Genomic DNA, 24,715 nt, shown 5'->3' on the forward strand with positions numbered 1-24,715 from the left:
CGTGAACAAATGCCCTATACGACGACAATCGAGCAGACTGTCTTCCGCTTTGATGACCTGAAAATGCTGCTGGCGAAAGCAACCCCGGAGCGCTCCGGCGACCAGCTGGCCGGTATTGCGGCGCAAGGCCCGGTCGAGCGCTTGGCAGCCCAGATGGCGCTGGCCGATCTCCCCTTGAAAGCATTTCTCGGCGAGGAGCTCATTTCGTCGGAGGATGACGAGGTTTCCCGACTGATCGCGCAACGGCACGATCCGGCAGCCTTTTCCGCAGTTTCCTCGCTTACTGTCGGTGAATTGCGCGAATGGCTGCTCAGGCCCGAGACGACGCACGAGCGGCTGGAGGCGGTGACCTTCGGACTGACACCGGAAATGGTCGCGGCCGTGTCGAAGATCATGCGCCTGCAGGACATGATAGCTGTTTCTGCCAAGCGACGTGTCGTGACGCGATTCCGCAACACGATCGGACTCGCCGGGCGGCTTTCCACCCGCAACCAGCCCAACCACCCGACGGATGACAGCCGCGGCATCATAGCGTCTGCCATCGACGGGCTGCTGATGGGGTCGGGAGATGCCGTGATTGGCGTCAATCCCGCGACCGATGCGACGGATGACTATATCCGCATTGTTTCCTTGCTCGACGAATTGCGGGAAAAGCTTGCGATCCCGACGCAGACATGTTGCCTTGGCCATGTAACGACGGCGATCCAGGCAATCGAACGGGGTGCGCCGGTCGATCTCGTCTTCCAGTCGGTGGCGGGATCGGAAAAAGCCAATCGCGGCTTCGGCGTCGATCTGGCGCTTCTGAAGGAGGCGCACGAGGCGGGGCGGTCGCTGGGTCGTGGCGGGCCGGGCGCAAACGTCATGTATTTCGAGACTGGGCAGGGCGCGGCGCTTTCGGCCGATGCGCATTTCGGCGTCGACCAGCAGACGATGGAGGCACGTGCCTATGCCGTGGCGCGCGAGTTCGATCCACTGCTCGTCAATACGGTCGTCGGTTTCATCGGGCCCGAATACTTGTTCAACGGCAAGCAGATCATCCGTGCCGGCATCGAGGATCATTTCTGCGGCAAGCTCCTTGGCCTGCCGATGGGCGTCGACGTCTGCTACACCAACCATGCCGATGCTGATCAGGAAGATATGGATACGCTGTTGACGCTCCTCTGCGCAGCCAATGTCAATTTCGTCATCACCGTTCCCGGCGCCGACGATATCATGCTGAACTACCAGTCGCTATCGCATCACGATGCCGTCTATTGCCGCGAGACGCTGAAACGGCCACCCGCACCAGAGTTCGAGAAATGGCTTTTCGAAATCGGCCTGACCGATCCAGATGGCGCGCTGGTCGGCGAGCCTGTCGCGCTTTCCAATTATGTCCGCAACAGCGCATTGATCGGAGCCTGACATGGACGAGGTGAGAGAACCCACTGCTGCCGGAAAAAACCTCACTATCAAGGATATGACCGATGCGCGTGTTTCGCTCGGCCGTCATGGCGCGGGTCTTCCGACACGCGCTCAACTTGCCTTCCTTCTCGACCACGCGCGGGCACGCGAAGCGGTCTGGACGAGCGTCGACCGGCCCTCGCTGGCAGACAGGCTCGATCGTCTCGGCCTTCCGGCTGTCAATGTCGATAGCCTGGCAAGTGACCGCAGCACCTATGTGCGGCGGCCGGATCTTGGCCGGCGGCTTGCGGCGGAATCTGAAAAACGGCTGAAACATGAGAGAACGATCAATGGCTATGATGTCGCAATTATCGTCGCGGACGGCCTGTCGTCCCACGCAATCGATCTCAATGCCGTGCCGTTGATCGAGGCGCTTGTTCCGAAGCTCGCTATCCTGAACCTGACGGCTGCACCAATTGTGCTGGCGAGCCAGGCGCGCGTCGCGCTCGGCGATCCTGCCGGTGAGGCATTAGGTGCAAAACTGACGATCGTGCTTGTCGGCGAACGTCCGGGACTCTCAGCTGCCGACAGCCTCGGTGCTTATATCACTTACGGTCCCAAGTCGGGAAACCTGGATTCCAGCCGAAATTGTGTCTCCAATATCAGGGATGGTGGTCTGCCGGTCTGCGAAGCTGCCGAGATCATTGCGACGCTGACCAGGGATATGATGAGGACCCGCGTCAGTGGCGTGGCGCTCAAGGCTGCCATGGTGGAGTTTCTCGAAAGACATGACAATTCGCTTCAAGCTAAAGACCTACTGACAATTTGAAGTCTTTGCGGTGCGAAACCCTCGGAACGCGGCCCATCTGCTTTGGAAGGATTGCGGCCTGTCGTCGAAAGTCCAGTCGACTGCCTCGTGTTGGGTGCGGAGAGGCGGATGAAGGGAAGTAGACATCGCTCGCTGGAGCAAAAAGGTGTGTGCGTATTCTCGATGCTCAGGCGAAAACGTGGAGGAATTTTGATCCCATGATTTTACATTTGCGAGTGTTTTCGGCTCTCCTCCATGTTGCCACCGGACAAGGAAACTGACATCATCATTTTGCAGGCTACAACGGGCCGCTGATATTCCATGAGCAGGGTAGCTCTCGACCGGAAACGGGCGGGAGCTTTTTTTTATTTTTTGGTGGGCGATGATGCATTCAGAAAGCTGGCGGGTCGGTGTGTTGTTCTCCGAGACGGGTGTGACCGGAGCCGTCGAAAAAACCCAGAGGTTCGCGACCTTGCTGGCGATTGACGAAATCAATGCGGCTGGCGGCGTCCTCGGCCGGATGATCGAGCCTGTCGCCTATGACCCTAAATCGACACCCAATCTCTATAAGGAACTTGCGGTCAAGCTTTGCGACGAGGATCGGGTCCGGGTCGTTTTCGGTTGCCATATGTCTAGCACCCGCAAAGCCGTGCTGCCCGTCATCGAAGCTCGAGAGGCCCTGCTATTCTATCCGACACTGTATGAGGGGTTTGAATACTCTCGGCACTGTATCTACACCGGGGCCGCACCCAACCAAAACTCCGTGCAGCTGGTCGACTTCCTCACCAAGCATTATGGAAAGCGGGTTTTCCTTGTGGGTTCGAACTACGTCTACCCTTACGAATCCAACCGGACGATCAGCGATCTCTTTCTTCAGCTGGGCGGTCAAGTGCTGGACGAAATATATGTTCCTCTCAACCTAAAGCCTGAAGATGTCGCCAAAATCATCCGGCATATTCGCGCGGCACGGCCGGATGTCATCTATTCGACAATCGTCGGCGACGGTATCATTCCCTTCTACACGGCGTTCAAGGAGGCGGGTTTTGATGCAGCGACGATGCCAATCGCCAGTCAATCGACAAGCGAGGCCGACGTGATCCGGATGCGACCGGAAGTGGCTGAGGGGCATATCACCGCGGCCCCGTTTTTCGCCTCCCTGGATACGCCTCGCGCGCGTGCCTTCGTCTTGGCTTACCAACAGCGATACGGCCAGCAGATGCTGCCGACCGCGCCGGCCGAAGCGGCCTATTTCCAAGTCTATCTCTATGCGGGAGCTTTGCAGCGGGCCGGTGGCGACGGGCTGGAGCAGCTTCTTCCAGCCCTTTACGAGGTCGAGTACGACGCTCCGCAGGGCGCTGTGAAGATAGACCGGCTGACGAACCACACCCATCTGTGGCCAAGGGTTGCAAAAGTAAATGCGCAAGGCAGCTACGACATCGTCCATGACCCGTCACTGCGCGTGGCGCCAGATCCGTTCATGCGAGAATATCGCCCGGACCTGACGCAGCCGTTCCCACATCGTGTTCAGGTCTGAGAAGGAGCGACGATGTCTTTCGCCCTTCTCAGAGATTTGCGGGATCTCAAGGTTCTGGTGATTCATCCCCGGACATCCGAAGGAGAGTTTCTCGTCGATCACCTGCGCCGTATCGGTTGTACGGTCAGTTGCCTCTGGCCGGTCCCTGCCGAGTTGCCACACGGTACGGATGTCGTCTTTCTTGCCATGGAAGACGAGGCGCGACCGGAAATCGAACGCCTGCTGAAGTGCCTCCCCAATCCCGCTCCGACCATGCTTGCCATCGTCGGTTACGAAAATCCCTCCACATTGCAGATCGTTCTGGAAAGCGGCGCGCTTGCCATTGTCGAGAGACCGATCAAACCGTTCGGCCTGCTGACAAATCTCGCCATAGCGCGCAGTCTGTGGCTTGAGCGCCAAAGGCTCGTCAAGGAAGCCCGTAAATATAAGCGCAAGGTCTTGGGAGACCAGAAGCTCGCCCGGGCTAAGGCCATTCTCATGGCCAATCGCGGCACGAGCGAGAATGAGGCGTATCGTGAAATGCGCGAGCAGGCGATGGCCAGGCGCGTCCCAATCGATGAAATCGCCAATTCGATTATCAACGCCGAACAGCTCTTGCGCCCTTCCCAAAAACATGATTAGTTTTTGATGTGTTCCAGATGAACACCTCCGGCACATCCCTTCGTTTCGCGAAGCCATGTGCCGCTGTTGCACGCGGCGCAGCCGTGATGCGATGATGGCAAGGGTGCCCGCAGGCTGTGAAAAGCCTCGCGGGTTTTTTGTTATCTGCTGACAGTGACGTCGGCCTTCCAGTATTTTTTCGGCATGAAAGCCTCGCCGTAGAGCCGGGCAGTGCCGTCGCGTGCGCCAATCAAAAAAAGGGGAACCAAGATGGTGTTCAACAGACGTGACTTTCTGAAAACCGCAGCCACCGCTTCAGCCGCACTCGCCTTGCCGGCGCTGGGTGGCCGGGCCTTTGCAGCCGATGCTATCAAGGTCGGTGCACTCTACTCGCAGACGGGCGGGCTTTCTGTTGCCGAGAAGCTTCTCGCCAACGGTGTCATGATGGCCGTGGCCGAAATCAACGCAGCCGGCGGCGTTCTTGGCCGCCAGGTGGAAGTCGTCGTCGAAGACGGCGCTTCCGATCCGAAGACCTTCAGCGAAAAAGCATCGAAACTGATCCTCAAGGACAAGATTTCCACCATCTTCGGCTGCCACACCTCTGCCAGCCGCAAGGCCGTGCTGCCGATCTTCGAACGGCGCGGCGCGATGCTGTTCTACCAGACGCACTATGAGGGCTTTGAGTGCTCGCGCAACGTCGTCTATTCCGGCGCCGTTCCAAACCAGCAGCTCTCCAACTACATTCCCTGGATTGTCGAGAAACTGGGCAAGAAGAAGTTCTTCATCGTTGGCTCCAACTATGTCTATCCGCGCGAGATGGCCAAGGTTTCCAAGAAACTGATCGAGGCGGCGGGCGCAGAATGGGTGGCGGACGAATATCTGGAACTTGGACACTCCGAATGGGCTGTCATGGTCAGCAAGATCAAGGAATCGGGCGCCGACGTGGTTCTTTCCAACGTGGTTGGCGACTCGATCATCGCCTTCTACCGCGAGTTCAAGAACCAGGGCCTCTCGCAGGAGGTTATCCCGATCTGCGCGACGGTGACCTCCGAAATCGAGATCGCCGCCATGGGCGCCGAATATGCGGCGGGCAGCTACACATCATTTCCATATTTTATGTCGATCGAAACGCCTGAAAACAAGAGCTTCATCGAACGCTTCAGGACCTTCGTCAACGATCCGAAGGCAGTGACATACCATTCGCTTGAGGCCGCCTATTTCCAGGTATTCCTGTGGAAGCAGGCAGTGGAGAAATCCGGCGATCTGTCCGCCGATGCGATCCGGGCCGGCATTCGTGGCCAGACCTATGACGCGCCCGGCGGCAAGGTGACCACCGACCCCGACAACCTGCATTGCTGGCTGACGCCGCGTATCGGCCAATGGCAGCCGGATGGACAAAGCAAGGTCGTCAACGCCTACCCGGCACCGATCAAGCCGCTGCCCTATTCGGCCTATGGCGAGACGGAAAGCAATCTTTTCTGCACCAGCAACGGTCTCGACGCAGCAAAGCTCAAGGGCTGACCCCTCTTTCCGCGTCCTCCCGCCAGCCATGCCTGGCGGGACCATGTCTCGGCAAGGCGGATCTGCGTTTTTTCCTCTGCTCGGTGCTAACCCGATTTTGGGGCAGGCAAGGAGCAGGACAAAGTCTGGTCCGCCCTTCTCACGAACGGTGGCGTTATGCTCGACATTCTCTTTATCGGCCTCAGTCTCGGCTCAATCCTTCTTCTGGTGGCACTCGGTCTTGCCATCACCTACGGCGCCATGGGCGTCATCAACATGGCCCATGGCGAAATGGTCATGATCGGTGCCTACGTCGCCGTCCTCTCGGGCATCTGGCTGAAAACAGGCCTTCTGTTCGCAATTCCCTTGGCTTTTGTCGTGACCGCCCTGCTCGGCCTGGTGATCGAGCGGGTGGTGGTGCGCAGGCTCTACGGCCGCCTGCTCGACACGCTTCTTGCCACCTGGGGCATTGCCATCCTTTTGCAGCAGGCCGTAAGGCTCGAATTCGGCCTCAGCTTTTTCGGCATTCATATCGAGGGCCTGGGAGCCGGACTGCAAAACGTCGCCGTGCCTTCGTATCTCCAGGGCACCTTCAGGTTCGCCGGCGCCGACATCAACGCGTATCGCACCTTCATCATCGCCGTGACGGCCGCGTTGACGCTGGCGACATGGTTCATTCTCTACCGGACAACAGCGGGCATGCAGGTGCGCGCCATCATCCGTAATCCAAAAATGGCTGCCGCTTGCGGCATCGATGTGAAACGCATCAATGCCCTGACTTTTGCCTTCGGTTCCGGCCTTGCGGGCGTCGCCGGCGTAATGATGTCCGGCTTCAAGACCGTTTTCCCCGACATGGGCACGACGATGGTCGTTGATGGTTTCATGGTCGTGGTGACCGGCGGGGTCGGCAGCCTTTTCGGTACGGCCCTGTCGTCAGGGCTTCTGGGCGAAATCAATGCGTTGGTGGCGATTGGAACGAACGACATTCTGGCGCGCGCCGTCGTCTTCGGGGTCGTCATCCTCGTCATTCTCGTCAAGCCCAGCGGGCTATTCTCGTTCAAGGGGCGCTAACATGAGCATCGAACGAAAATTCCAGATCGCCGCCTATGTGCTTTTCATCGCGGTGATTTTTGCAGCGCCGGTTTTCGGTGACGAATTCTGGCTGAACCGCATTTCGAAATATCTGGTCTATGGCATGCTCGGCGTCGCCATTGCGCTCACATGGGGATATGCCGGCATTCTCAATCTCGGCCAGGGGCTGTTTTTTGGCCTGGGCGCCTACATGCTCGCCATGTCGCTGAAACTGTCGAGCCTGACCAGTCTGCAACAGGGCTCCGACAGGCCGGTTCCGGATTTCATGCTGTGGAATGCCGAGCCCGGCGCGCCGACGGAACTTTGCTGTATCAACAAGGGCTCCTTCCTCTGGCTTCCGTTTCAGAGCCAGTCCGTAGGTCTCGTGCTTGGCATCGTGCTTCCCGTCGTGATTGCCGGGGCACTCGGCATGCTGGTTTTCCGCAAGCGTGTTTCCGGTGTCTTTGTCTCGATCATCACCCTGGCGCTTGTTCTGCTTGTGCGTCTCGTCATGGTCGATGCGCAACCGGTGACGAACGGCTTCAACGGCCTGACCGATCTTGGCTGGCTGACGATCGGCGGCATCGAATTCGACCCCTACAGCCGGGCGACCTATTATCTGTGCGCCGCATGCCTGTCCCTGACGCTCATCGGCGCGCGTCTCATCGTGGAGACCCGTGCGGGTATGATCCTACAGGCGATCCGCGACGATCAGCTTCGCGCCCGCTATCTTGGCTTCGACGTCTCGCTTTACCAAGTATTCTTCTTTGTCATTTCTGCCGGCATCGCCGGCGTTGCCGGCATGCTCTATGTGGTCGTCGCGGAGTTCGCCTCGCCGACCTTCATGGACCTGTCTTTCTCGGTGACGATGGTCGTCTGGGCTGCCGTCGGCGGCCGTTCCTCCCTGCTCGGCGCCTGCATCGGCGCGATCCTGATCAACATGATCGAGGCCGAGGTCAGCGAGACCGAAGCGCTGGTCGAGGCCTGGAAAGCGATCATCGGCCTCATCTTCGTCCTTGTCGTCCTGTTCATGCCGCGGGGCCTTGGCGGCGTCGCGCACGATGTGCTGCGGCAGTTTATCCGCCGTGTCAAACCAGGCCCGGCATCCTCATCGTTACAGCAACAAAGCGAGGCATTGTAATATGAGTGCAATCGCATTGACCATCGACGGTCTCAGCGTCGATTTTGGCGGATTCAGAGCCGTCAACAATGTCAGCATTACCGTTCGCGATGGCGAGTTGCGTGTTTTGCTCGGCGCAAATGGCGCCGGAAAGACAACTTTGATGGACCTGGTCAGCGGCAAGACCCGCAGCACAAAAGGCAGGGTCTTCGTCTACGACACAGACATCACCAACTGGCCGGAACACAAGATCGCCCGCGCCGGGATCGGTCGAAAATTCCAGATCCCCAGCATTTTTCGCGATCTCACCGTGCGGCAGAATCTGGAGGTCGCCAATTGCCGCAATCCATCGGTGTTTGCCAATCTCCGGTTTGGATTTTCGCGCGCCGAAGCCAAACGCGTCGATGAGGTACTCGCCCTCACCGGCCTCGAAGCGGAGGAGAATGTGACTGCGGCTTATCTCAGTCATGGCCAGACGCAATGGCTGGAACTGGGCATGCTCATCGTCCAGGATCCCAAGGTTGTTCTGCTGGATGAGCCGACGGCGGGCATGACCCAGGCCGAAACGCGCAAGACGGCCCAGATCATCAAAAATCTCAAAGGCCGCCACACCATCCTCGTCGTCGAGCACGACATGGGGTTCGTCCGTGAAATCGCCGAACGCATCACTGTTCTGCATCTGGGAGAAGTTCTCGCCGAAGGAAGCGTCGGGGATATCGAGAGCAATCCGAAGGTCCGCGAGGCCTATCTCGGTTCGAAAGGAATATCCTGATGCTGGCATTGAAAAACGTACACAGCTACTACGGCCGCAGCCATATCCTGCACGGCGTCACGCTTGATATCCCGGCGGGAAAGGTAACCAGCATTCTTGGCCGCAACGGTACCGGCAAGACGACCCTGTTGAAAACCCTGATGGCGCTGACCGACCGTATGACGGGCGAGATGCATCTGCAGGGGAAAGACATAGGCTCATCTTCGACGCATATGAGGGCACGGGCCGGGATCGCCTATGTCCCCCAGGGCCGGGAGATCATTCCCGATTTCACCATCCGCGAGAACATCCTGATGGGCGCCTTTGCGCGCACCGATCGCAAACGCGAAATTCCGGCACTGGTGCCGGAGCTTTTTCCATACCTGATGGCCAACCTCGATCGGCCCGGCGGTGTGCTTTCGGGCGGCCAGCAACAGCAGCTCGCCATCGCCCGCGCACTGGCCGCGGATCCGAAGGTACTGCTTCTCGATGAACCCAATGAAGGTATCCAGCCCTCGATCGTCGAGGAGATTGAAAAGATCATCATCCGGCTCAATCGCGAGATCGGCATGACGATCATCCTCGTCGAGCAGAACGTCGCATTTGCGCGGCATGCCTCTCACCACTTCGCCATGCTGGAGAAGGGAGGTGTGGTCGCGGCCGGCGCCATCGACGCGCTCTCCGACGCGCTGGTTCATAGGCATATGGCTGTTTGAAAAAACGCATCCTTTCATAAGACAATGGGAACAATCATGACACCGACACAAAGCTACACCGCCGCCGCTATCCAGTTCGAACCGACCATGTTCGAAAAGGCGCGCAATATCAGCCGGCTGAGCGCCCTTTGCGAGGAAGCGGCGCAGGCCGGCGCCCGCCTGATCGTCACCCCCGAAATGGGGACGACAGGCTATTGCTGGTTCGACAGGGCCGAGGTGAAGCCCTTCGTCGAGGCGATCCCCGGACCGACCACCGATGTTTTCCAGGCGATTGCCCGCAAACACCGCTGCTATATCGTCGTGGGCATGCCGGAAGTCGATCCGGCGAGCGATCTCTATTACAATACGGCAGTTCTGATCGGTCCGGATGGCATCGTTGGTCGGCACCGCAAGTCGCATCCCTATATCGCCGAGCCAAAATGGGCCGCAAATGGCGACATCGTGCACGAGGTCTTCGAAACGGAGATCGGACGTATTTCAATGCTGGTGTGCATGGATCTGCACTTCTTCGAGACGGCGCGGCTGGAGGCTCTGGCCGGTGCCGACATCATATGCCACATCTCCAACTGGCTGCAGGAGCGCGCGCCCGCTCCCTACTGGATCAACCGCGCCTTCGAAAATGCATGCTATGTCATCGAAAGTAATCGTTGGGGTCTGGAAAGAACCGTGCAGTTTTCCGGGGGAAGTTGCCTGATCGAGCCCGACGGAACAGTTGCCGCATCCATCGACACAGGCGACGGAATTGCCTATGGCAAGGTCGATCTTGCCCGTGCCCGTCGCCGCGAGGTCTTAAGCGAACCGGTCTTCAAGACGCGCCGCCCCGAGCTCTACATGAACATGATGACCAACAGTTTCACCTGGAACCCTGGCGATTATTTCCGCCTCTATGGCTATCAGCCAATCCCGCGCGGACGCAGATCGCGTGCAGCCGTTGCCCAGTTCGCGCCAACCCCGGTCATTGCAGACAATATTGCCCACATAACAAGGCTCGCAAACGAGGCTAAGGCAACAACGGCGCCGGACATTCTGGTGTTCCCGGAACTGTCGCTGACCGGACTTGAGGCCCCGCAAACGCGGGCGGAGCCGCTGTCTGGTCCAACCGTATCCGCCTTCGTTCGTCTGGCCATGAAGCTCGGCTTTTATATCGTCGCCGGATTTGCCGAAGCGGACGAAGACAGGATCTATAACAGCGTGGTCCTTGCAGGGCCGGAGGGGCTGGTGGGCAGCTATCGCAAGACGCATCTAGGCGTCGCCGACAGTTGGGCAACGGCCGGCGACGAATGGAAAATCTACGACCTTGCCATTGGCCGGGTGGGCCTGGCGATTGGCCACGACGCGCTTTATCCGGAAGCCATCCGTTCGCTTTCACTCATGGGATGCGATCTTGTTGCCTGCCCTTCGGCGATCGCCGGCACCTTCACCGGCAGCCATGGCGGTACGAAAATCCCGCACAACTATCCGATCCCAAAGGGCGCCGATCCCTACCACTGGCATGCGCTTCGCGTTCGCGGCGGCGAAAACAACGTCTATTTCGCCTTCGCCAATGTGCTGGACCAGGAAAAGGGTTATCTGGGCAAGAGTGCGGTATTCGGGCCGGATTCCTTTGCTTTTCCACGTCAGGAATCGGCGATCCTGGATGAGGAGGGGATTGCCGCTGCGGCTGTCGATACCACCAATCTCGACACGCCATATCCGACGAACATCGTCCGGCGAAAAGACCTTGTCGTCATGCGTCAGCCGCATCACTATCAGCCTCTCGTCAAATGGCATCAGTAAAAAGGCGGCACAACGTCGACGTGTTTCAGGTCATATCGGCTCATGTGAGCCCCGAACCAGGAACCGGCGCGATGTGAAACTATAAAAGTGTCAAGCCGCAGACGACGATATGGCATTGGAGCAAGCCCAATGCTATCGTTCGTGCAATATAAAACGGGGCAAGACAATCATGGATTTGGTAATTCCCAGCGCAACAAATCTCAGCCTGTTCGTCAGCGCCACACTGGTGCTGCTTCTCGTGCCGGGACCGGCAGTTCTCTACATCTTCGCGCGCTCGGTCGAGCAGGGTCGCTCTGCGGGGCTCGTTTCAATCCTTGGCATCCATACGGCCACGCTTGTGCATGTCGCCGCCGCGGCTGTAGGGTTGTCGGCGCTCCTGGCATCATCCGCGCTCGCCTTCAGCGTCGTAAAGTATGCCGGCGCGGCCTATCTGATCTGGCTTGGCCTCAAAAAACTTTTTGGCCCCTCGGATATTCCCGGCGTCGAGGGCGATTTACCCGCACGGAGCCGCATGCGCCTCTTTCGTGAGGGCTTTATCGTTAATCTCCTCAATCCGAAGACCGCACTATTCTTTCTGGCTTTCTTGCCGCAGTTCGTAGAGGTCAACCGTGGCCATGTGGCTATGCAGATCGCTTTTCTCGGGCTTGTTTACACAGCGATTGGCGTTCTCACGGACAGCTCTTACGCACTTGCCGCCGGCACGGCCGGCAAGTGGCTGAAGCGCAGTCCCGCGTACCTGAAGGCTGAACGCTGGGTGAGTGGTTTCGTCTATATCGGCCTTGGCTTGACGGCCGCATTCGCTGGCAATCAAAAGAAATAGACCATCCTGTTGCACCTTGGGAGTCGCCCTGAACGGCTAACCTATTGGAGACAACGAGGCGTCCCTTGTGTTCGATTTTTTGTCGGCGACGCTTTCAAATGAGATTTCGTAGCAAGCCGCGATTGGCTGTGGCGCCAGAGCGGCGCCAAGGCCCTGAGCTATCCTTACTTAATCGGCGGTTTTCAACCGGTCATTAGCTTGCTCGTTTCGCTCGAAACCAAGAAGTTGCGTCAATGACGTTTCCAGGTTGACCAACAGGGCAAAGATGCGGTTGCAGCAATTAATATAATTCAAAAAAACCTACGGAGACCGTTGGCCTCCGTAAGCCATCTTGTCAGTTGTCGCCCGTGCACGATGCCGGTCAGGCTCCGTATGGCACCCAAATGTTCTTCACCTGGATCGCTCTGCGCAGATAATCACGACCCTGCGCTTCGGTGCGATTTAGCCAATCGGGCTGACGGCCATTATTGACCCAGGTGGCCTTCAGGTTGCCCGCAGAAGCCCGCTCGACCATCGCGCTTCCCTCGGTCGAGCCGAAATACCAGACAGCCGCAACGTCATCATGCTCGGCCAGTGTCTTTGCAAGCAGATCGCTTTCGCCGGTCACAATGTTGATGACCCCGTCGGGCATATCCGACGTGTCCAGCACCTGGTAGAAATCACCGGCAATCAATGGATGGCGAGACGACGGGACCACCACAACGCGATTGCCCATGGCGATTGCAGGCAGCACCAGCGACACCAACGACAGGAGGGGTGCCTCATCGGGGCAAACGATCCCGACGATGCCCCAGGGCTCGTTCATGGCAAGCGTGACGTGACGTGACTTGGTGGAGTGCACGGCGCCATCGAACTTGTCTGCCTGGGCGGCATAATAGGAAATGCGGCGCAGAGATGCGTCGACTTCGTCCTTCGCCTTCTTTTCGCTGACACCGGTGCTATCGATGATGCGGGCGACAAATTCGTCACGCCGTGCATCGAGGTTCTCTGCAAGATAATAGAGCACTTGAGCACGGTTATGGGCGGTTGCGGAACTCCAGCTGCCTGCCTTGGACGCTGCTTCCACAGCATTGCGGATGTCCTTGCGGCTGCCTATTCCGGCCATGCCAATCACGGTGTTGCCCTTGCCGGTCACCGAATAACTGTAGCCACCGTCGGGGCGGGCTTGCTTGCCGCCGATATAGTTCTTCATGGTTCGATCAAGGCCATCGATCGCCATCTTGCTGTCAGCGTTCGGCAATGCAGATGGCGTGAAGGCTTCAGCGGGCTTTGTGACCGGCAGGCTCTTTTCCCAGTCTGCCGCCAGATATTCGTAAAGCCCCTCGCGCGCACCTTCGCGACCGAAGCCACTTTCGCGGTAGCCGCCAAAACCTGCGCCGGCATCGAGCATGTTGGTGCAGTTGATCCAGACCACGCCTGCCTTGACGCGGGCGGCCAGATCAAGCGCGACATTGATGTTTTCCGACCAGATGGAGGCGGCGAGGCCGTAACGGGTATTGTTGGCCAGCGAAACGGCTTCATCCGGCGTGCGGAAAGTGGTCGCCGCAGCGATCGGGCCAAAGATTTCCACCTGGCAAACCGTCGATGCCTGATCGACTTCGGTGAAGAAGCCGGGAGCGACGAAATTGCCGATGGCCGGCAACGGGTTGGAACTCTGCCAGAGTTCACCGCCCTCTTCCACGCCCTTGCGTACCAGATCCGTAATGCGTTTCACCTGCGTGGCCGAAACAATCGCGCCGACATCGGTCGACTTGTCGAGCGGATCGCCGACCCGCAGGGTTTCCAACCGCTTTTTCAGCCGTGCATAAAATTTATCGGCAATACCTTCCTGCACCAGCAGGCGGGAACCGGCGCAGCAGACTTCGCCCTGATTGAACCAGATCGCGTCAACAACACCTTCAACCGCCGCATCGAGATCTGCATCCTCGAAAACGATGAATGGTGACTTGCCGCCCAGTTCCAGCGACAGCTTTTTGCCCGAACCGGCAATCTGCTCGCGAATAACGCGACCGACCTTGGTGGAGCCGGTGAAGGCAACCTTGTCGACGCCGTCATGGCCGCAGATTGCAGCGCCTGTCGAGCCATCGCCCTGCACGATGTTGACGACACCGGCGGGAAGGCCGACCTCGTGGCAGATTTCCGCAAAGGCGACAGCGGTCAGCGGTGTCAGGTCTGCAGGCTTAAGTACCACGGTATTGCCGGCAGCAAGCGCCGGCGCAATCTTCCAGGCCAACATCAGCAGAGGGAAATTCCACGGGATCACCTGACCGCAAACACCGACCGGCGAGAAACCACGGAACTCGTCTTCCACCATTTCGGCCCATCCGGCGTGATGGTAAAAATGGCGGGCGACGAGTGGGATGTCGATATCGCGTGTTTCGCGAACCGGCTTGCCGTTATCCATCGTTTCCAGAACGGACAGGAAGCGCTCGCGCTTCTGTACATGTCGGGCAATGGCATAGAGGTAACGAGCGCGCTCGTGACCCGACAGCTTCGACCATTTTGCGAAGGCCGTGCGGGCGGCCTTGACCGCCTGATCGACGTCTTCCTCATTGCCGCGAATGATTTCCGCCAGCTTATCCCCGTTTGCGGGGTTTGACACGGAAATGGTCTCGCGGCCCTCCGGAGAAACGAACCGGCCGTTGATATAATGTCCAAACGAGCGTCCATGCGCGTCGAGCCACTGTTTCACATCACCATTGGCCTCGGGAGAAGGTCCATATTCCATGGTTTCCAAAATGTCCTTGATGGGTCGCATTTTTTCAGTCCTTATGCGGCAGCGTGATGGTGAGCGCTGGAATAGCGACCGGTTACGAAATGTTCGAGCTGGCGCTCGATATCGCCAAGCATCGAGCTGGCGCCGATGCGGAACAGGTCCGGTTCCAACCAGCGATTGCCCAGCTCCTCCTTCATCAGCGTCAGCCATGACAACGCGTCCTTCGCTGTCTTCAACCCGCCTGCAGGCTTGAAGCCGACCATCTGGCCAGTCAGTTCGCCGTAGTCGCGCAGCGCGCGCACCATGGTGAGACTGACCGGCAGAGTGGCGTTGACCTCCTCTTTGCCGGTCGAGGTCTTGATGAAGTCCGACCCCGCCTGCATCGCCACCATCGAGGCGCGATAGACATTGGTCAGCGTATTGAGATCACCCGTCGCCAGGATAGCCTTCATATGGGCGTCGCCACAGGCTTCACGCATCGCGGCGATCTCATCATAAAGTGCTGGCCAGTTCTGCGTCAGAACGAACTCGCGAGTAATAACGATATCGATCTCCTTAGCGCCCTGCTCGACGGCATAGCGGATTTCTGCCAGCCGCTGCGGTAGCGGAGTTAGGCCGGAGGGAAAGCCCGTCGCCACCGATGCGACCGGAATAGTCGTGCCTTCCAGTGCCTTGACGGCATGGGGCACCATGGTCGGATAGACGCAGACGGCACCGGTTGTGATACCGGCGTCCGCAAGACCGAGTGCCTCGAGAATGTCGTCCCGAACCGGGCGTCGCGCTTTCGCACACAGGCGGCGCACACGACCGGGCGTGTCGTCGCCGGACAGCGTTGTCAGATCGATGCAGGTAATCGCCTTGATCTGCCAGGCAACCTGATATTCCTTCTTGACCGAGCGCCGGGTGGTGATTGTTGCTGCCCGCCGTTCAGAGGCACTGCGATTGACCGATACATCTTCAAACCATTCCGGTTTGAGAGCCGTGCCGTTGTTTCTGGGGAATGCTTCGCTCATTTTCTGTCCATTCTTCTGGTCAGGCTGCGGCATGGTCATGTTCGCGGCAGAATGCCTCGAACTCTTCGATGCTGGCGTAGGCCTTCTGTGTTCCGGGACGGGTGATGGAATGCGCCGCATAGAGAGATGCCTTCTTCAGTGAGGACACGACCTCTCCCGTTTCGGCATAAAAGCGAGCAAAGGAGCCAATAAAGGCGTCGCCAGCGCCGGTGGTGTCTTTCGGCGTTACCTTGACGGGCTCGATATTGACGATCTCATCTGACGTAATTACGCGCGCGCCACGTCCGCCCAGCGTCACGATGACGGTACGGATACCGCGTGCGATCAGGGAACGGGCGGCAGTGATGATTGCTTCGTCGGTCTCGGTCGGCAAGCCGGACAGTAATGCCAGCTCGCTCTCGTTCGGAACGAGGAACGTTACCTGGCGAATACGCTCCGGATCGAGATTGGCAGCGGCGGGCGCAGGATTGAGGATCGTCTCGATACCGTTTTGGGCCGCAAGTTCGATGGTGTGATAGACTGTCTCAACCGGCACTTCCATCTGCATGAGGATCAGACCGCACTGTTTCAGATCGGCGGCCGCCTTGTCGACCTCTGCCGGCAGAAGATCGGCATTGGCGCCCTTGACGATGAGGATCGAATTCTCGCCCGACTGCTCGACGAAAATCGGCGCGACGCCACTGGACTTGCCGGCAACCTTCACCACGTGACGCGTATCCACGCCGAAGCTCTCGAGATTGCGAATGGTATTGTCGCCGAAGACATCGTCACCGACCCGGGTGACCATCATGACATCAGCGCCAAGACGCGCCGCAGCCACCGCCTGATTGGCGCCCTTGCCGCCGCAACCCATTTCGAAGGCGGGAGCTTCGAGCGTCTCGCCCGGTCCGGGCATACGGTTCACATAGGTGATAAGGTCGACCATGTTGGAGCCTACGACCCCGATTTTCTTGCTCATGCCGAAATTCCCTGGATATCCTGTTTCAAAGGGCGCTGATCCTGGCGCCGAACTGATCGGCGGCAGCGCAATCGAGATAGCCGAGCCGTACCGGAAACGCCCTGCGTTCGCCCGGTGCCAGGCTCTGCACGTTGTTCTTGGCCTTCTCCGCCAGATAGCCCTCCGGCTCGCAGGTCGACGGCAGGGCAAATGCGGCAACTTGCGAATCCCCATTGACCAGGATCCAGCGCACCGTCTTCGGGAAGGCGGCAAGCGGATAGGAGATGGCGAAGCCATCGCCCTCACGCCGCTGCATCATCAGATGCGTAAGCCCCTCGCCGTCCGTCGGCAGGCCGTTAATGTAAAACACCTGTTCGGGGTCGTAACGTTGCGGCTCGTTAAGCACTTCCATGGCTGAAGGCTGCTTTGCCAGCGTCTCCAGCAGGGAAAGATAATCGGGGTTTGGCGTCACATGGCCGGGCACGGCCGTGCGCACCTTCACCTGCTCCGGCGTATACGGCACGGGCTGAACGATGCGTGCACCCTCGGCATAAGCAAAGTTCACATGGCACATATACATGAGGTCCATGGGCGCTGATGACAGGTTCTGGATATCCATGACCATGTCAAAAAGCGTGTCTTCAGCGTGCAAAGTCACGCTGGGGCGGGCGAGATAATTGGCGCCGAAGCCCATGACATATTCAACTTCGCCTGTTACCCGAACATAGGCGCCGCGCGCGTCGTGGCCGACGACAAAACCGGCCTTGTCCATGGCGGCACAGGGCATTTCACCATGCAGGGGGTGATTGTCCTGCGGCGACGGGCAACCATTGCGCAGCATGCCACTGTGGAATGCAAAACACCCATAGGTCTCGACGATTGAACCTGCCGGTCGTGGCATGGCAAAGCGGCTTCCCATGGTCAGGTCGACGCCGTTGAACGCCACGCTCCAGATCATCTGACCCATGAAGGGCAAGATAACGATCCGGCCGTGGCGATTGTCTAACTGCAGCGCCTCGATGCCGGTAGGATACCGGAAGGCTGTAATCTGCAACCCGCCCGTTGCCGCCAGAAGATGCGGGACGTCTGTAAAGTCCTGCCTGCGGAGATGAAATTCCGTCGCCTGCATGAGATCACCTGCCGGGGTTGCGCCACGCATTGATGGCGATGACGAGAATGAGGAATGCCCCCCAGATGAAGTCGATAAGGTGGTTGGAGAACCGCATCATCTGGAAGCCGGAGGAAAGCAGCATGAGGGCGATCAGCGCGATGGCGATGCCAAGAACCCGCCCCTTTCCGCCTGCGGGATTGGTGCCGCCAAGTACCGCGATCAGCACCGCCTGCAACAGATAGGACGCACCGTAGTCGGATTTCGCTGCGTTGGTTCGGCCGGACAGAATGATCCCCGCCAGTGACGCCAGAACGCCGGTCAGCATGTAGGAATACAGCATCATGCGATCTTTGCGGATACCGGCAAACACCGCTGCCCGCGGATTGGTCCCGATCAGCATCAGGTTGATGCCAAGCGTCGAGCGCGTCAGCAGGATAGCCACGATTATGCACACGGCGACGAACAGCAGGAACGGAGTCGCGATGCCGAAGATTTTACCGTTACCGATCCAGTTCCATGCATCGGGAAAACCGACGATTGCCGGCCCGCCGGTCATCACCAGTGCCAGTCCCATCAAGACCTGGCCTGTGCCAAGCGTCGCAAGGATTGGCGTAATGCGCAGTTTAGCGACCAGCAGGCCGTTGACCAAACCGGCCAGCAAGCCGACTGCCATGGCGAGCAGGATGCCAAGACCGGTGTAGAACACCATGCCCGACGTAGAGGATTGCCCTGCCTGAACCATGGTGGAATGGAAATAGACGCCGGCGATGATACCCGCCAGATTGGCAATCCCCACCACGGAAAGATCGATGCCGCCGGTCAGCATGGCGATCATCATGGCGATGGAGAGGATCCCCAGTTCGGGCATGATATAGCTGATGGACTCGAAGTTGTAATAATTCAGGAACTTGCCGGGGTTCATCCAGGTCATCAGCGCGAAGACGATGACGGTGATCACAAGGAGCTGAAGGATGTTGTTGTCGTTGCCGAGAAGCCGGCGCATATCGAACGAATTTTTCATGATGCGCTCTCCCGTTACGCTATGCTTTTGCGATCGCGCCATGCGGTGATGGCGGTGGCGACGATGATGATCAGGCCGACAACGACGCGCTGCCAAGTGGTGTCCACCTTCATGATGATCAGTGAGTTTTTGACCATCACCAGCATGAACACGCCCATCAAGGTGCCGAGAACCGTGCCGCGTCCTCCAAAGATCGATGCCCCGCCCAGAACCACGGCCGCTATCACGTCGAGTTCGAGACCGACAAAGTCACGCGGGTTGGCAAGCCAGATCATCGATGAGTGCAGCAGCCCTGAGAAACCTGCCAGCGCACCGGCAACGCAATAGACAAAGAAGATCGTCGCGCCCGTATTGAAGCCAACGCGCTTGGCCGCTTCGGGCGAGCCGCCATAGGCATAAACACTGCGCCCGATCATGGTGTAGGTGAGGACGAGATGGATAACCAATGCCAGACCCATATAGACCACAAACATCGCGGTCAGGCCGAAAGTCGATCCCGTTGCCGACGTCAGCGAGATGACGTCGGTTTTGCCGAACCCGATCAGTTCCTTTGGCATCTTGTTGATGTTGACGATGCTGGTGCCGACGAGGCCGAGAACCAGACCGCGCACGATCGATCCGGTTCCAAGCGTCACGATCAGCGGGATCATCCTAAAACGGTGGATAATGAAACCGTTGAACGCACCAAGAGCCAGGCCAATCAGCGTTGCCGCAACGAAGGGAACGAGCACGCCGTCATAACCGAGATAGACCATGGCGCGCACAGTCAGATACATCGCTGCAATGGCAAAGGCCGTGAACGAAACATCGATACCGCCGGAAATCATTACCAGCAGGACGCCGAGCGCCATAATGCCGATCACGACATTGGAACGCAGCAGCCCGAAAATGTTGTCCAGCGACCAGAATGCCGGGTTGATAGTACCAATAATGACCATGGCCGCCAGCAAGACGCCGGCTATAATAAACTCTGTGCTTCTGAAGAATTTCATGTTTTGCGGCCCCTCAATTCAGCGTCTTGAGCCGGTCATTAACGGCGTCTTCGGTCATGCCTTCTCCGGACAATTCGTCAACGAAACGGCCGCGGTGCATAACCACCACGCGATTGCAGTTCTGCACCAGTTCCGGGACATCGTCGGAAATCATCAGCACGGACAGGCCTTCCTTTTCGGCCAGTTTGCGGATGATGTTATGAATCTGTGCTTTGGAACCAACATCGACACCGACGGTCGGGCCGTTCAGGATCAGCACTTTGGCGCCCGTCAGCAGCCAGCGGGCCAGAACCACGCGCTGTGCGTTGCCGCCGGACAGATGGTTGACCGGCGTGTGCGGTCCCGGCGCCACGATCTGCATGGCCGAGAACATATCGCGGGTCGTTTCGTCGGCCTTTTTACGATTGATGAAGAGACCACGGACAAATTTCTCAATCGACGTGACAATGATATTGCGCTCGATCGATTGTGTCAGGAACAGGCCCTCGGTCAGGCGGTCCTCCGGCACATAGGCGACACCGCAGGCAATACCTTCCTGAACGGTCCTCGGGTGAACCTCGCGGCCTGCAAGGCGCACTGAACCTGTAAAGTCAGGGCGCATGCCAAACAGCGCCAGTGCAAGTTCGGTACGACCCGAACCGATCAAGCCCGAAATACCGACGATTTCGCCAGGCCTAAGCGTCAGGTCGGCATTTTCCACCGAACCCGGAACCGAGAGATTGCGCACTTCCAGCACCGGCATGTCGGCGCCCTCCCGAGGAGCCCACTGGTAGCTGTGGGCGGTCAGTTCCTGCCCCGTCATCGCGCGTGTGATTGCCGGCTCGTCGAATTCGGCAATCGGTCCTTCGGCAACCTTCTTGCCGTTGCGGAAAACGGTCAGGCGCTCGCTGATTTCGAGCATCTCGCGCATCTTGTGGCTGACAAAGAGAACGGCAATGCCCTGCGCCTGAATATCGCGCACGATCTTGAACAGGGCATCGACCTCGTGGCGCGTTAGCGCGGTCGTCGGCTCATCCATGATGATCAGGCGCGCATCGGCCATGAGAGCGCGGGCGATCGCCACGATCTGCTTGCCCGACGTGGGCAGGCTTTCGACATCCGCATCAAGATCGATGCTCACGCCGAGGCGGTCCAACGCCTTTCGAGCCAGCTGACGAACCTGTCGCCAGTCGACCGTTTTGCGGCCTTCCATCAGGAAGGTATTGATCGCCAGGTTTTCGGCGACCGTCAGGTTACCGAACAGCGAAAAATCCTGATAGATCACCTGAATACCGTGGTGAACGGATTTTACCGGATCGAGTTTGCCAACAGGGTTCCCGTCGATCAGAATCTCGCCGTCCTCGGGCGTGTAGACCCCAGACATGATTTTGATGACGGTGGATTTACCGGAACCGTTTTCACCGGCAAGGCAATGGATTTCTCCCGGGCGAATGCTCAGCGACACGTCGTCGAGCGCCTTCACGCCGCCAAACCGCTTGCCGATATGGCGCAGCTCGATCAGATTTTCAGTCATAATGGCCTCGTGCAAGGCTGGAAAACACGGGGTGTAAGGAGAGAGGGTTGCCCCCTCCCCCCGTGGTGCGGATCAGAAGTCGTACTTGTCCATGTTTTCTTTGGTCACGCCGACCCAACCTGCGCCATAGAGCAGATGTGGCTTGGAGGCGTCAGGAACCAGCAGGCTTTCGTAACCGGGCAGGCCCATATTCAGGCCGGCCTTGATCTGCTCGTTCTTCTTCTCGAGAACCGCGACAGCCAACATGTTCATGGCATAACCGGCAACGGCCGGATCCCAGAACTGAATGTACTGGATGTTATCGTTCTTGATGTATTCGCCGGCAACGGAAACCAGGCCCGTGCCCGAGAAGAAGACCTTGCCCGACAGACCGCCTTCGGCGATCAGGCGACCCGCGCCTGCCGATGTCGGCATCGGCGCGCCGAGAATCCCGGTGATATCAGGATAGGCGGTCATCGCTTCCTTGAGTTTGGTATAGTCGGTATTGGCGTCGTCATAGGTTTCCAGCCGCTCGGTCGCCTGCGACATTTCCGGGAAGTTGGCCTTCTGGTACTCGACGGCGCCATCGATCCATTCCATCTGCGACTTGGACGTCAGACTGCCAACGGTGGCGACATATTTGCCCTTGCCGCCCATGGATTTGCCGAGCTCCTTCATCAGGTTCGCGCCATAGGCCTTGTTGTCGAAGGCTTCGATGTCGAAATCGACGTTCTGGATATTGGAAGCCTCATGGCTGATGACGACAATGCCGCGATCGCGGGCTTTCTTGAGCACCGGTTCCACCGCTTCCACCGAGAACGGCACGATGGCGATGGCGTCAACGCCCTGCGCGATGAGATTTTCAACAATCTGTACCTGCGCGGCGGCATCGGCCTGACTTGGGCCAACCATCCAGACATCGTTTCCGGTATCGCCCTTGAACTGCTCGACGCCATCGCGCATGCGGTCAAACCACGCGATGCCATCCACCTTCACGACGGTCGCAATGGTGTATTTCTTGCCACTCGCCGCGGTGATCAATTCCTTGTTGACCTTCGATGTATCGACGGCGCTCTGCGCAAAGACAGCCGACGCCGAAAGCGTGGCAGCAAGCGCGATGGTTGCGAAAATCTTGTTCACGGATAACTCCTCCCTTTGAAACTGCACTGTGCCGGACCTATTCCAGTCGCAGCACCCGACAATGGTAGATCCCTAACGCCGGTATCCGCTCCTCACGCGTCCGACGCCTCCTCAATCTCCCGGAAAAGGCTTCCCACGCCCCGGTAGATGGACCACGATGTGATCCAGAAACCTGTTGTCTTCCTCTCCCGATAATGCGAACTATTATGATACAATCCGATCATTATGTTTCGATCGTTTCATGTTTGTTGTTCTTCTGTCAAGCGTAGAGAGGGCGATTGCAAGGAAACTAACACCGAAATATGAAGCGCTGGGACAAACCGAAAGCGGAGATAAGGTGACCAGAATAAGTGCACACAATGCCAGGTTGGACGCACTGGCCGGACTGGTTCAGGAAACGGGTGTCCTGAGGCTGCGGGACGCAGCGTCCCGGCTTGGCGTATCCGAAATTACCATTCGCCGCGACATTGCCGCCGACGGTCAGCGGCTTAGCTGTCTTGGCGGCTACATTATTCCGGTTCAGGATGGCGCCATCAGCAGCGACTATGTGCTCGAGCAGGAGAAGGACAGCCATGCAACTGCCAAGGCGCGCGCCTGCACGCAGGCGGCAGCTCTAATCGAACCATATGACACTGTATTCATCGATTGCGGAACGACGATGCCGCACCTGGCGCGGCAAATTCCGGCAAACGCCCATGTCACGGTCATCTGCTATTCCCTCAATGTTGCAGAGGAGCTGGCGAGCAGAACCGATGTCCGCCTGATCATGCTCGGGGGGGTCTATCATCCGGAAGCGGCTTCGTTTTCGGGTGATGAGGGTATCGAGGTGCTGAAGCGCATCAATATCAACAAGGCATTTTTGTCTGCCGGTGGCGTGGACGAACAGCATGGCGTCACCTGCTCCCATTTTCATGAAGTGCCGATCAAGCAGATGGTTATGCAACGCTCGGTTCAAAAGCATCTGGTGGTGGACAGCAGCAAATTCAGAAAGGTGCGAGCCGCGCGTTACGCTGCCATAGGCGACTTCAACTCAGTTATTGCAGATCAGCCTTCACCCTGGGCTTGAGACAAACCGACAACGAGGGCTCCCAATAAGCCACGGGAGAGAGAGCTCAGCGATATCTTTCGCCCCAAGAGGGCGAACTTCACTGCAGTCTGGCCAGAAAGCCGGCAGAACGCCCCTGCTGCTACACCATTCCTGCGCAGCTTGATGAAAGATTTCAGCAATACGAAGGGAGAGGAAAGATCGGCTGATGTTCATCAGACTTATCCTTCATGCCTCGTAGCAAGTTGGCCGAGTGAACGAGTGCTATCAATTAGCTGTTTGACTTGAACGCGTTGAAATACCATCTGTGCCAAATGCCGAAGCATGAAAAACATCACATCGAACTAATCAGGACATGGACTCTGCCGGCTACCGTGACAATGGGGTCGGCCGTTCGCGCCAAAGGCGTGCTTCAAGAAATACAGGCAAGGCTGCCCGCTAGTGTAAAGAAGTTGATCTCACTCGAAGGAGTAGATCTCACACTGTCGATGGCGGCCAGTGAAAAGTCCGCCTTCAATGCAGCGGCGACCATCGTCACAAAAGTGGTGACGGAGGCCGATACACTGCCGGTAATCCCGCGCGAAATCGAGGACATCCTGACTATCAAGACGAGCGAGCGGCATCGTTGGCTTGCCGACGGTCGCTTGCCGAGCGGGGGGACGCGAACCGTTAGACTGAATGGCCGCGCCCGTCAGATCACGTTCCATGTCTTTGACCCCAAGGTGGTCGAAGACCTTCTCGACCGTGGCGTTGTCGACGAATGGCGGGTGGAGGATGCAGAGGCGAAAGCCGAAAAGAGGCGGCGCGCGGCATATCAGGCGAAGCTGACGCGGTCGCTCAAGAAGAAGGTTGCGAAGCGACCAACGACGTCTTCCGATGATCCGGCCTCGAAGCTCGGCGGCTGGGAGGAGTTCGACGTGGACGGACTGCTTCGTTGAGCGCTTCATGCCAGGATAGCATCGCCTTAACTTAGTTCGGGCACGGGATGGTCACGGTGGGGGCTGGTTTATACCGCGGTTGACAGGGCGATTTCGCGCCATGTGTTCATCGCGAGGTTTGGCAGTTTGCGATGATCAGCAGTGCTGCGTCGTAGGATCTAAGCTTATCGGTGATCATGACACGCGGTGTGACGCATTTGCTCCTTCAGGAGCTTTCGCATCGACTTCAAGGCC

General features: G+C 58.3%; 21 protein-coding genes. 13 read left to right on the forward strand and 8 right to left on the reverse strand.

The genetic code is table 11. The features are described 5' to 3' along the window. Nucleotides 1-9 precede the first annotated feature (9 nt). The 11 genes from RBH71_RS01155 to RBH71_RS01205 all read left to right on the forward strand — a co-directional run bounded on the left by RBH71_RS01155 (nucleotide 10) and on the right by RBH71_RS01205 (nucleotide 12,076). Nucleotides 10-1,401: an ethanolamine ammonia-lyase subunit EutB gene (locus RBH71_RS01155; RefSeq protein ID WP_112361210.1), complete on the forward strand. Its 1,392-nt coding sequence runs from the start codon at nucleotides 10-12 to the stop codon at nucleotides 1,399-1,401. A 1-nt stretch (nucleotide 1,402) separates the two neighbouring features. Next, nucleotides 1,403-2,209 carry an ethanolamine ammonia-lyase subunit EutC gene (eutC, locus tag RBH71_RS01160; protein ID WP_112361211.1) on the forward strand — a complete coding sequence of 269 codons (807 nt, stop codon included), beginning with the start codon at nucleotides 1,403-1,405 and terminating at the stop codon, nucleotides 2,207-2,209. Between the two features lie 361 nt (nucleotides 2,210-2,570). Further along, nucleotides 2,571-3,722, forward strand: coding sequence for a transporter substrate-binding domain-containing protein (locus RBH71_RS01165; protein ID WP_112361212.1), 1,152 nt, complete (start codon nucleotides 2,571-2,573; stop codon nucleotides 3,720-3,722). A gap of 12 nt (nucleotides 3,723-3,734) precedes the next feature. Beyond that, nucleotides 3,735-4,343 carry an ANTAR domain-containing response regulator gene (locus RBH71_RS01170; RefSeq protein WP_003516987.1) on the forward strand — a complete coding sequence of 203 codons (609 nt, stop codon included), beginning with the start codon at nucleotides 3,735-3,737 and terminating at the stop codon, nucleotides 4,341-4,343. 249 nt (nucleotides 4,344-4,592) lie between these two features. Further along, nucleotides 4,593-5,843 (forward strand): transporter substrate-binding domain-containing protein, encoded by a 1,251-nt coding sequence (locus RBH71_RS01175; RefSeq protein ID WP_112175637.1) that lies wholly within the window; start codon nucleotides 4,593-4,595, stop codon nucleotides 5,841-5,843. A gap of 156 nt (nucleotides 5,844-5,999) precedes the next feature. Beyond that, nucleotides 6,000-6,893 (forward strand): urea ABC transporter permease subunit UrtB, encoded by an 894-nt coding sequence (gene urtB / locus RBH71_RS01180; protein WP_019565873.1) that lies wholly within the window; start codon nucleotides 6,000-6,002, stop codon nucleotides 6,891-6,893. A 1-nt stretch (nucleotide 6,894) separates the two neighbouring features. Then, nucleotides 6,895-8,034, forward strand: a complete 1,140-nt coding sequence (gene urtC / locus RBH71_RS01185; RefSeq protein WP_112175639.1) for an urea ABC transporter permease subunit UrtC — start codon at nucleotides 6,895-6,897, stop codon at nucleotides 8,032-8,034. Nucleotide 8,035: 1 nt separating this feature from the next. Further along, a complete protein-coding gene (gene urtD, locus RBH71_RS01190) occupies nucleotides 8,036-8,785 on the forward strand; it encodes an urea ABC transporter ATP-binding protein UrtD (protein ID WP_013637550.1) in 750 nt (249 codons plus the stop codon). Then, entirely contained in the window at nucleotides 8,785-9,480 is a 696-nt protein-coding gene (gene urtE, locus RBH71_RS01195; protein WP_111783819.1) for an urea ABC transporter ATP-binding subunit UrtE, read from the forward strand. The genes urtD and urtE overlap by 1 nt, the downstream gene beginning before the upstream one ends. Nucleotides 9,481-9,504: 24 nt before the next feature. Continuing rightward, nucleotides 9,505-11,256 carry a nitrilase-related carbon-nitrogen hydrolase gene (locus RBH71_RS01200; RefSeq protein WP_323686994.1) on the forward strand — a complete coding sequence of 584 codons (1,752 nt, stop codon included), beginning with the start codon at nucleotides 9,505-9,507 and terminating at the stop codon, nucleotides 11,254-11,256. A 169-nt stretch (nucleotides 11,257-11,425) separates the two neighbouring features. Continuing rightward, nucleotides 11,426-12,076 (forward strand): LysE family translocator, encoded by a 651-nt coding sequence (locus RBH71_RS01205; RefSeq protein ID WP_111783818.1) that lies wholly within the window; start codon nucleotides 11,426-11,428, stop codon nucleotides 12,074-12,076. Between the two features lie 361 nt (nucleotides 12,077-12,437). Here RBH71_RS01205 and RBH71_RS01210 read toward each other — a convergent pair whose 3' ends face one another. From RBH71_RS01210 to RBH71_RS01245, 8 genes are all read right to left on the reverse strand, one after another. Continuing rightward, nucleotides 12,438-14,834 carry an aldehyde dehydrogenase family protein gene (locus tag RBH71_RS01210; protein WP_323686995.1) on the reverse strand — a complete coding sequence of 799 codons (2,397 nt, stop codon included), beginning with the start codon at nucleotides 14,832-14,834 and terminating at the stop codon, nucleotides 12,438-12,440. Nucleotides 14,835-14,845: 11 nt separating this feature from the next. Next, nucleotides 14,846-15,805 carry a deoxyribose-phosphate aldolase gene (gene deoC, locus RBH71_RS01215; RefSeq protein WP_035252508.1) on the reverse strand — a complete coding sequence of 320 codons (960 nt, stop codon included), beginning with the start codon at nucleotides 15,803-15,805 and terminating at the stop codon, nucleotides 14,846-14,848. Between the two features lie 19 nt (nucleotides 15,806-15,824). Further along, a complete protein-coding gene (gene rbsK / locus RBH71_RS01220) occupies nucleotides 15,825-16,763 on the reverse strand; it encodes a ribokinase (protein ID WP_003517003.1) in 939 nt (312 codons plus the stop codon). 25 nt (nucleotides 16,764-16,788) lie between these two features. Continuing rightward, nucleotides 16,789-17,871 carry an aldose 1-epimerase family protein gene (locus RBH71_RS01225; RefSeq protein ID WP_038497577.1) on the reverse strand — a complete coding sequence of 361 codons (1,083 nt, stop codon included), beginning with the start codon at nucleotides 17,869-17,871 and terminating at the stop codon, nucleotides 16,789-16,791. A 4-nt stretch (nucleotides 17,872-17,875) separates the two neighbouring features. Next, nucleotides 17,876-18,874 carry an ABC transporter permease gene (locus RBH71_RS01230; protein ID WP_003517006.1) on the reverse strand — a complete coding sequence of 333 codons (999 nt, stop codon included), beginning with the start codon at nucleotides 18,872-18,874 and terminating at the stop codon, nucleotides 17,876-17,878. 14 nt (nucleotides 18,875-18,888) lie between these two features. Next, nucleotides 18,889-19,866 carry an ABC transporter permease gene (locus RBH71_RS01235; protein WP_003517007.1) on the reverse strand — a complete coding sequence of 326 codons (978 nt, stop codon included), beginning with the start codon at nucleotides 19,864-19,866 and terminating at the stop codon, nucleotides 18,889-18,891. A gap of 13 nt (nucleotides 19,867-19,879) precedes the next feature. After that, the gene (locus RBH71_RS01240; protein ID WP_111803276.1) at nucleotides 19,880-21,379 is read right to left on the reverse strand and encodes a sugar ABC transporter ATP-binding protein; all 1,500 of its coding nucleotides are present in this window, start codon (nucleotides 21,377-21,379) and stop codon (nucleotides 19,880-19,882) included. A gap of 72 nt (nucleotides 21,380-21,451) precedes the next feature. Next, on the reverse strand, nucleotides 21,452-22,498 hold the full coding sequence (locus tag RBH71_RS01245) for an autoinducer 2 ABC transporter substrate-binding protein (RefSeq protein WP_003517012.1): 1,047 nt from the start codon (nucleotides 22,496-22,498) through the stop codon (nucleotides 21,452-21,454). A 337-nt stretch (nucleotides 22,499-22,835) separates the two neighbouring features. Here RBH71_RS01245 and RBH71_RS01250 point away from each other — a divergent pair, with 337 nt between their 5' ends. Together RBH71_RS01250 and RBH71_RS01255 are read left to right on the forward strand one after the other, a co-directional pair. Then, entirely contained in the window at nucleotides 22,836-23,564 is a 729-nt protein-coding gene (locus tag RBH71_RS01250; RefSeq protein WP_323687081.1) for a DeoR/GlpR family DNA-binding transcription regulator, read from the forward strand. A gap of 293 nt (nucleotides 23,565-23,857) precedes the next feature. Beyond that, on the forward strand, nucleotides 23,858-24,481 hold the full coding sequence (locus tag RBH71_RS01255; RefSeq protein ID WP_111801381.1) for a hypothetical protein: 624 nt from the start codon (nucleotides 23,858-23,860) through the stop codon (nucleotides 24,479-24,481). Nucleotides 24,482-24,715: the final 234 nt, after the last annotated feature.

This window comes from Rhizobium sp. AN68, assembly GCF_030758035.1.
Classification (GTDB): domain Bacteria; phylum Pseudomonadota; class Alphaproteobacteria; order Rhizobiales; family Rhizobiaceae; genus Agrobacterium; species Agrobacterium tumefaciens.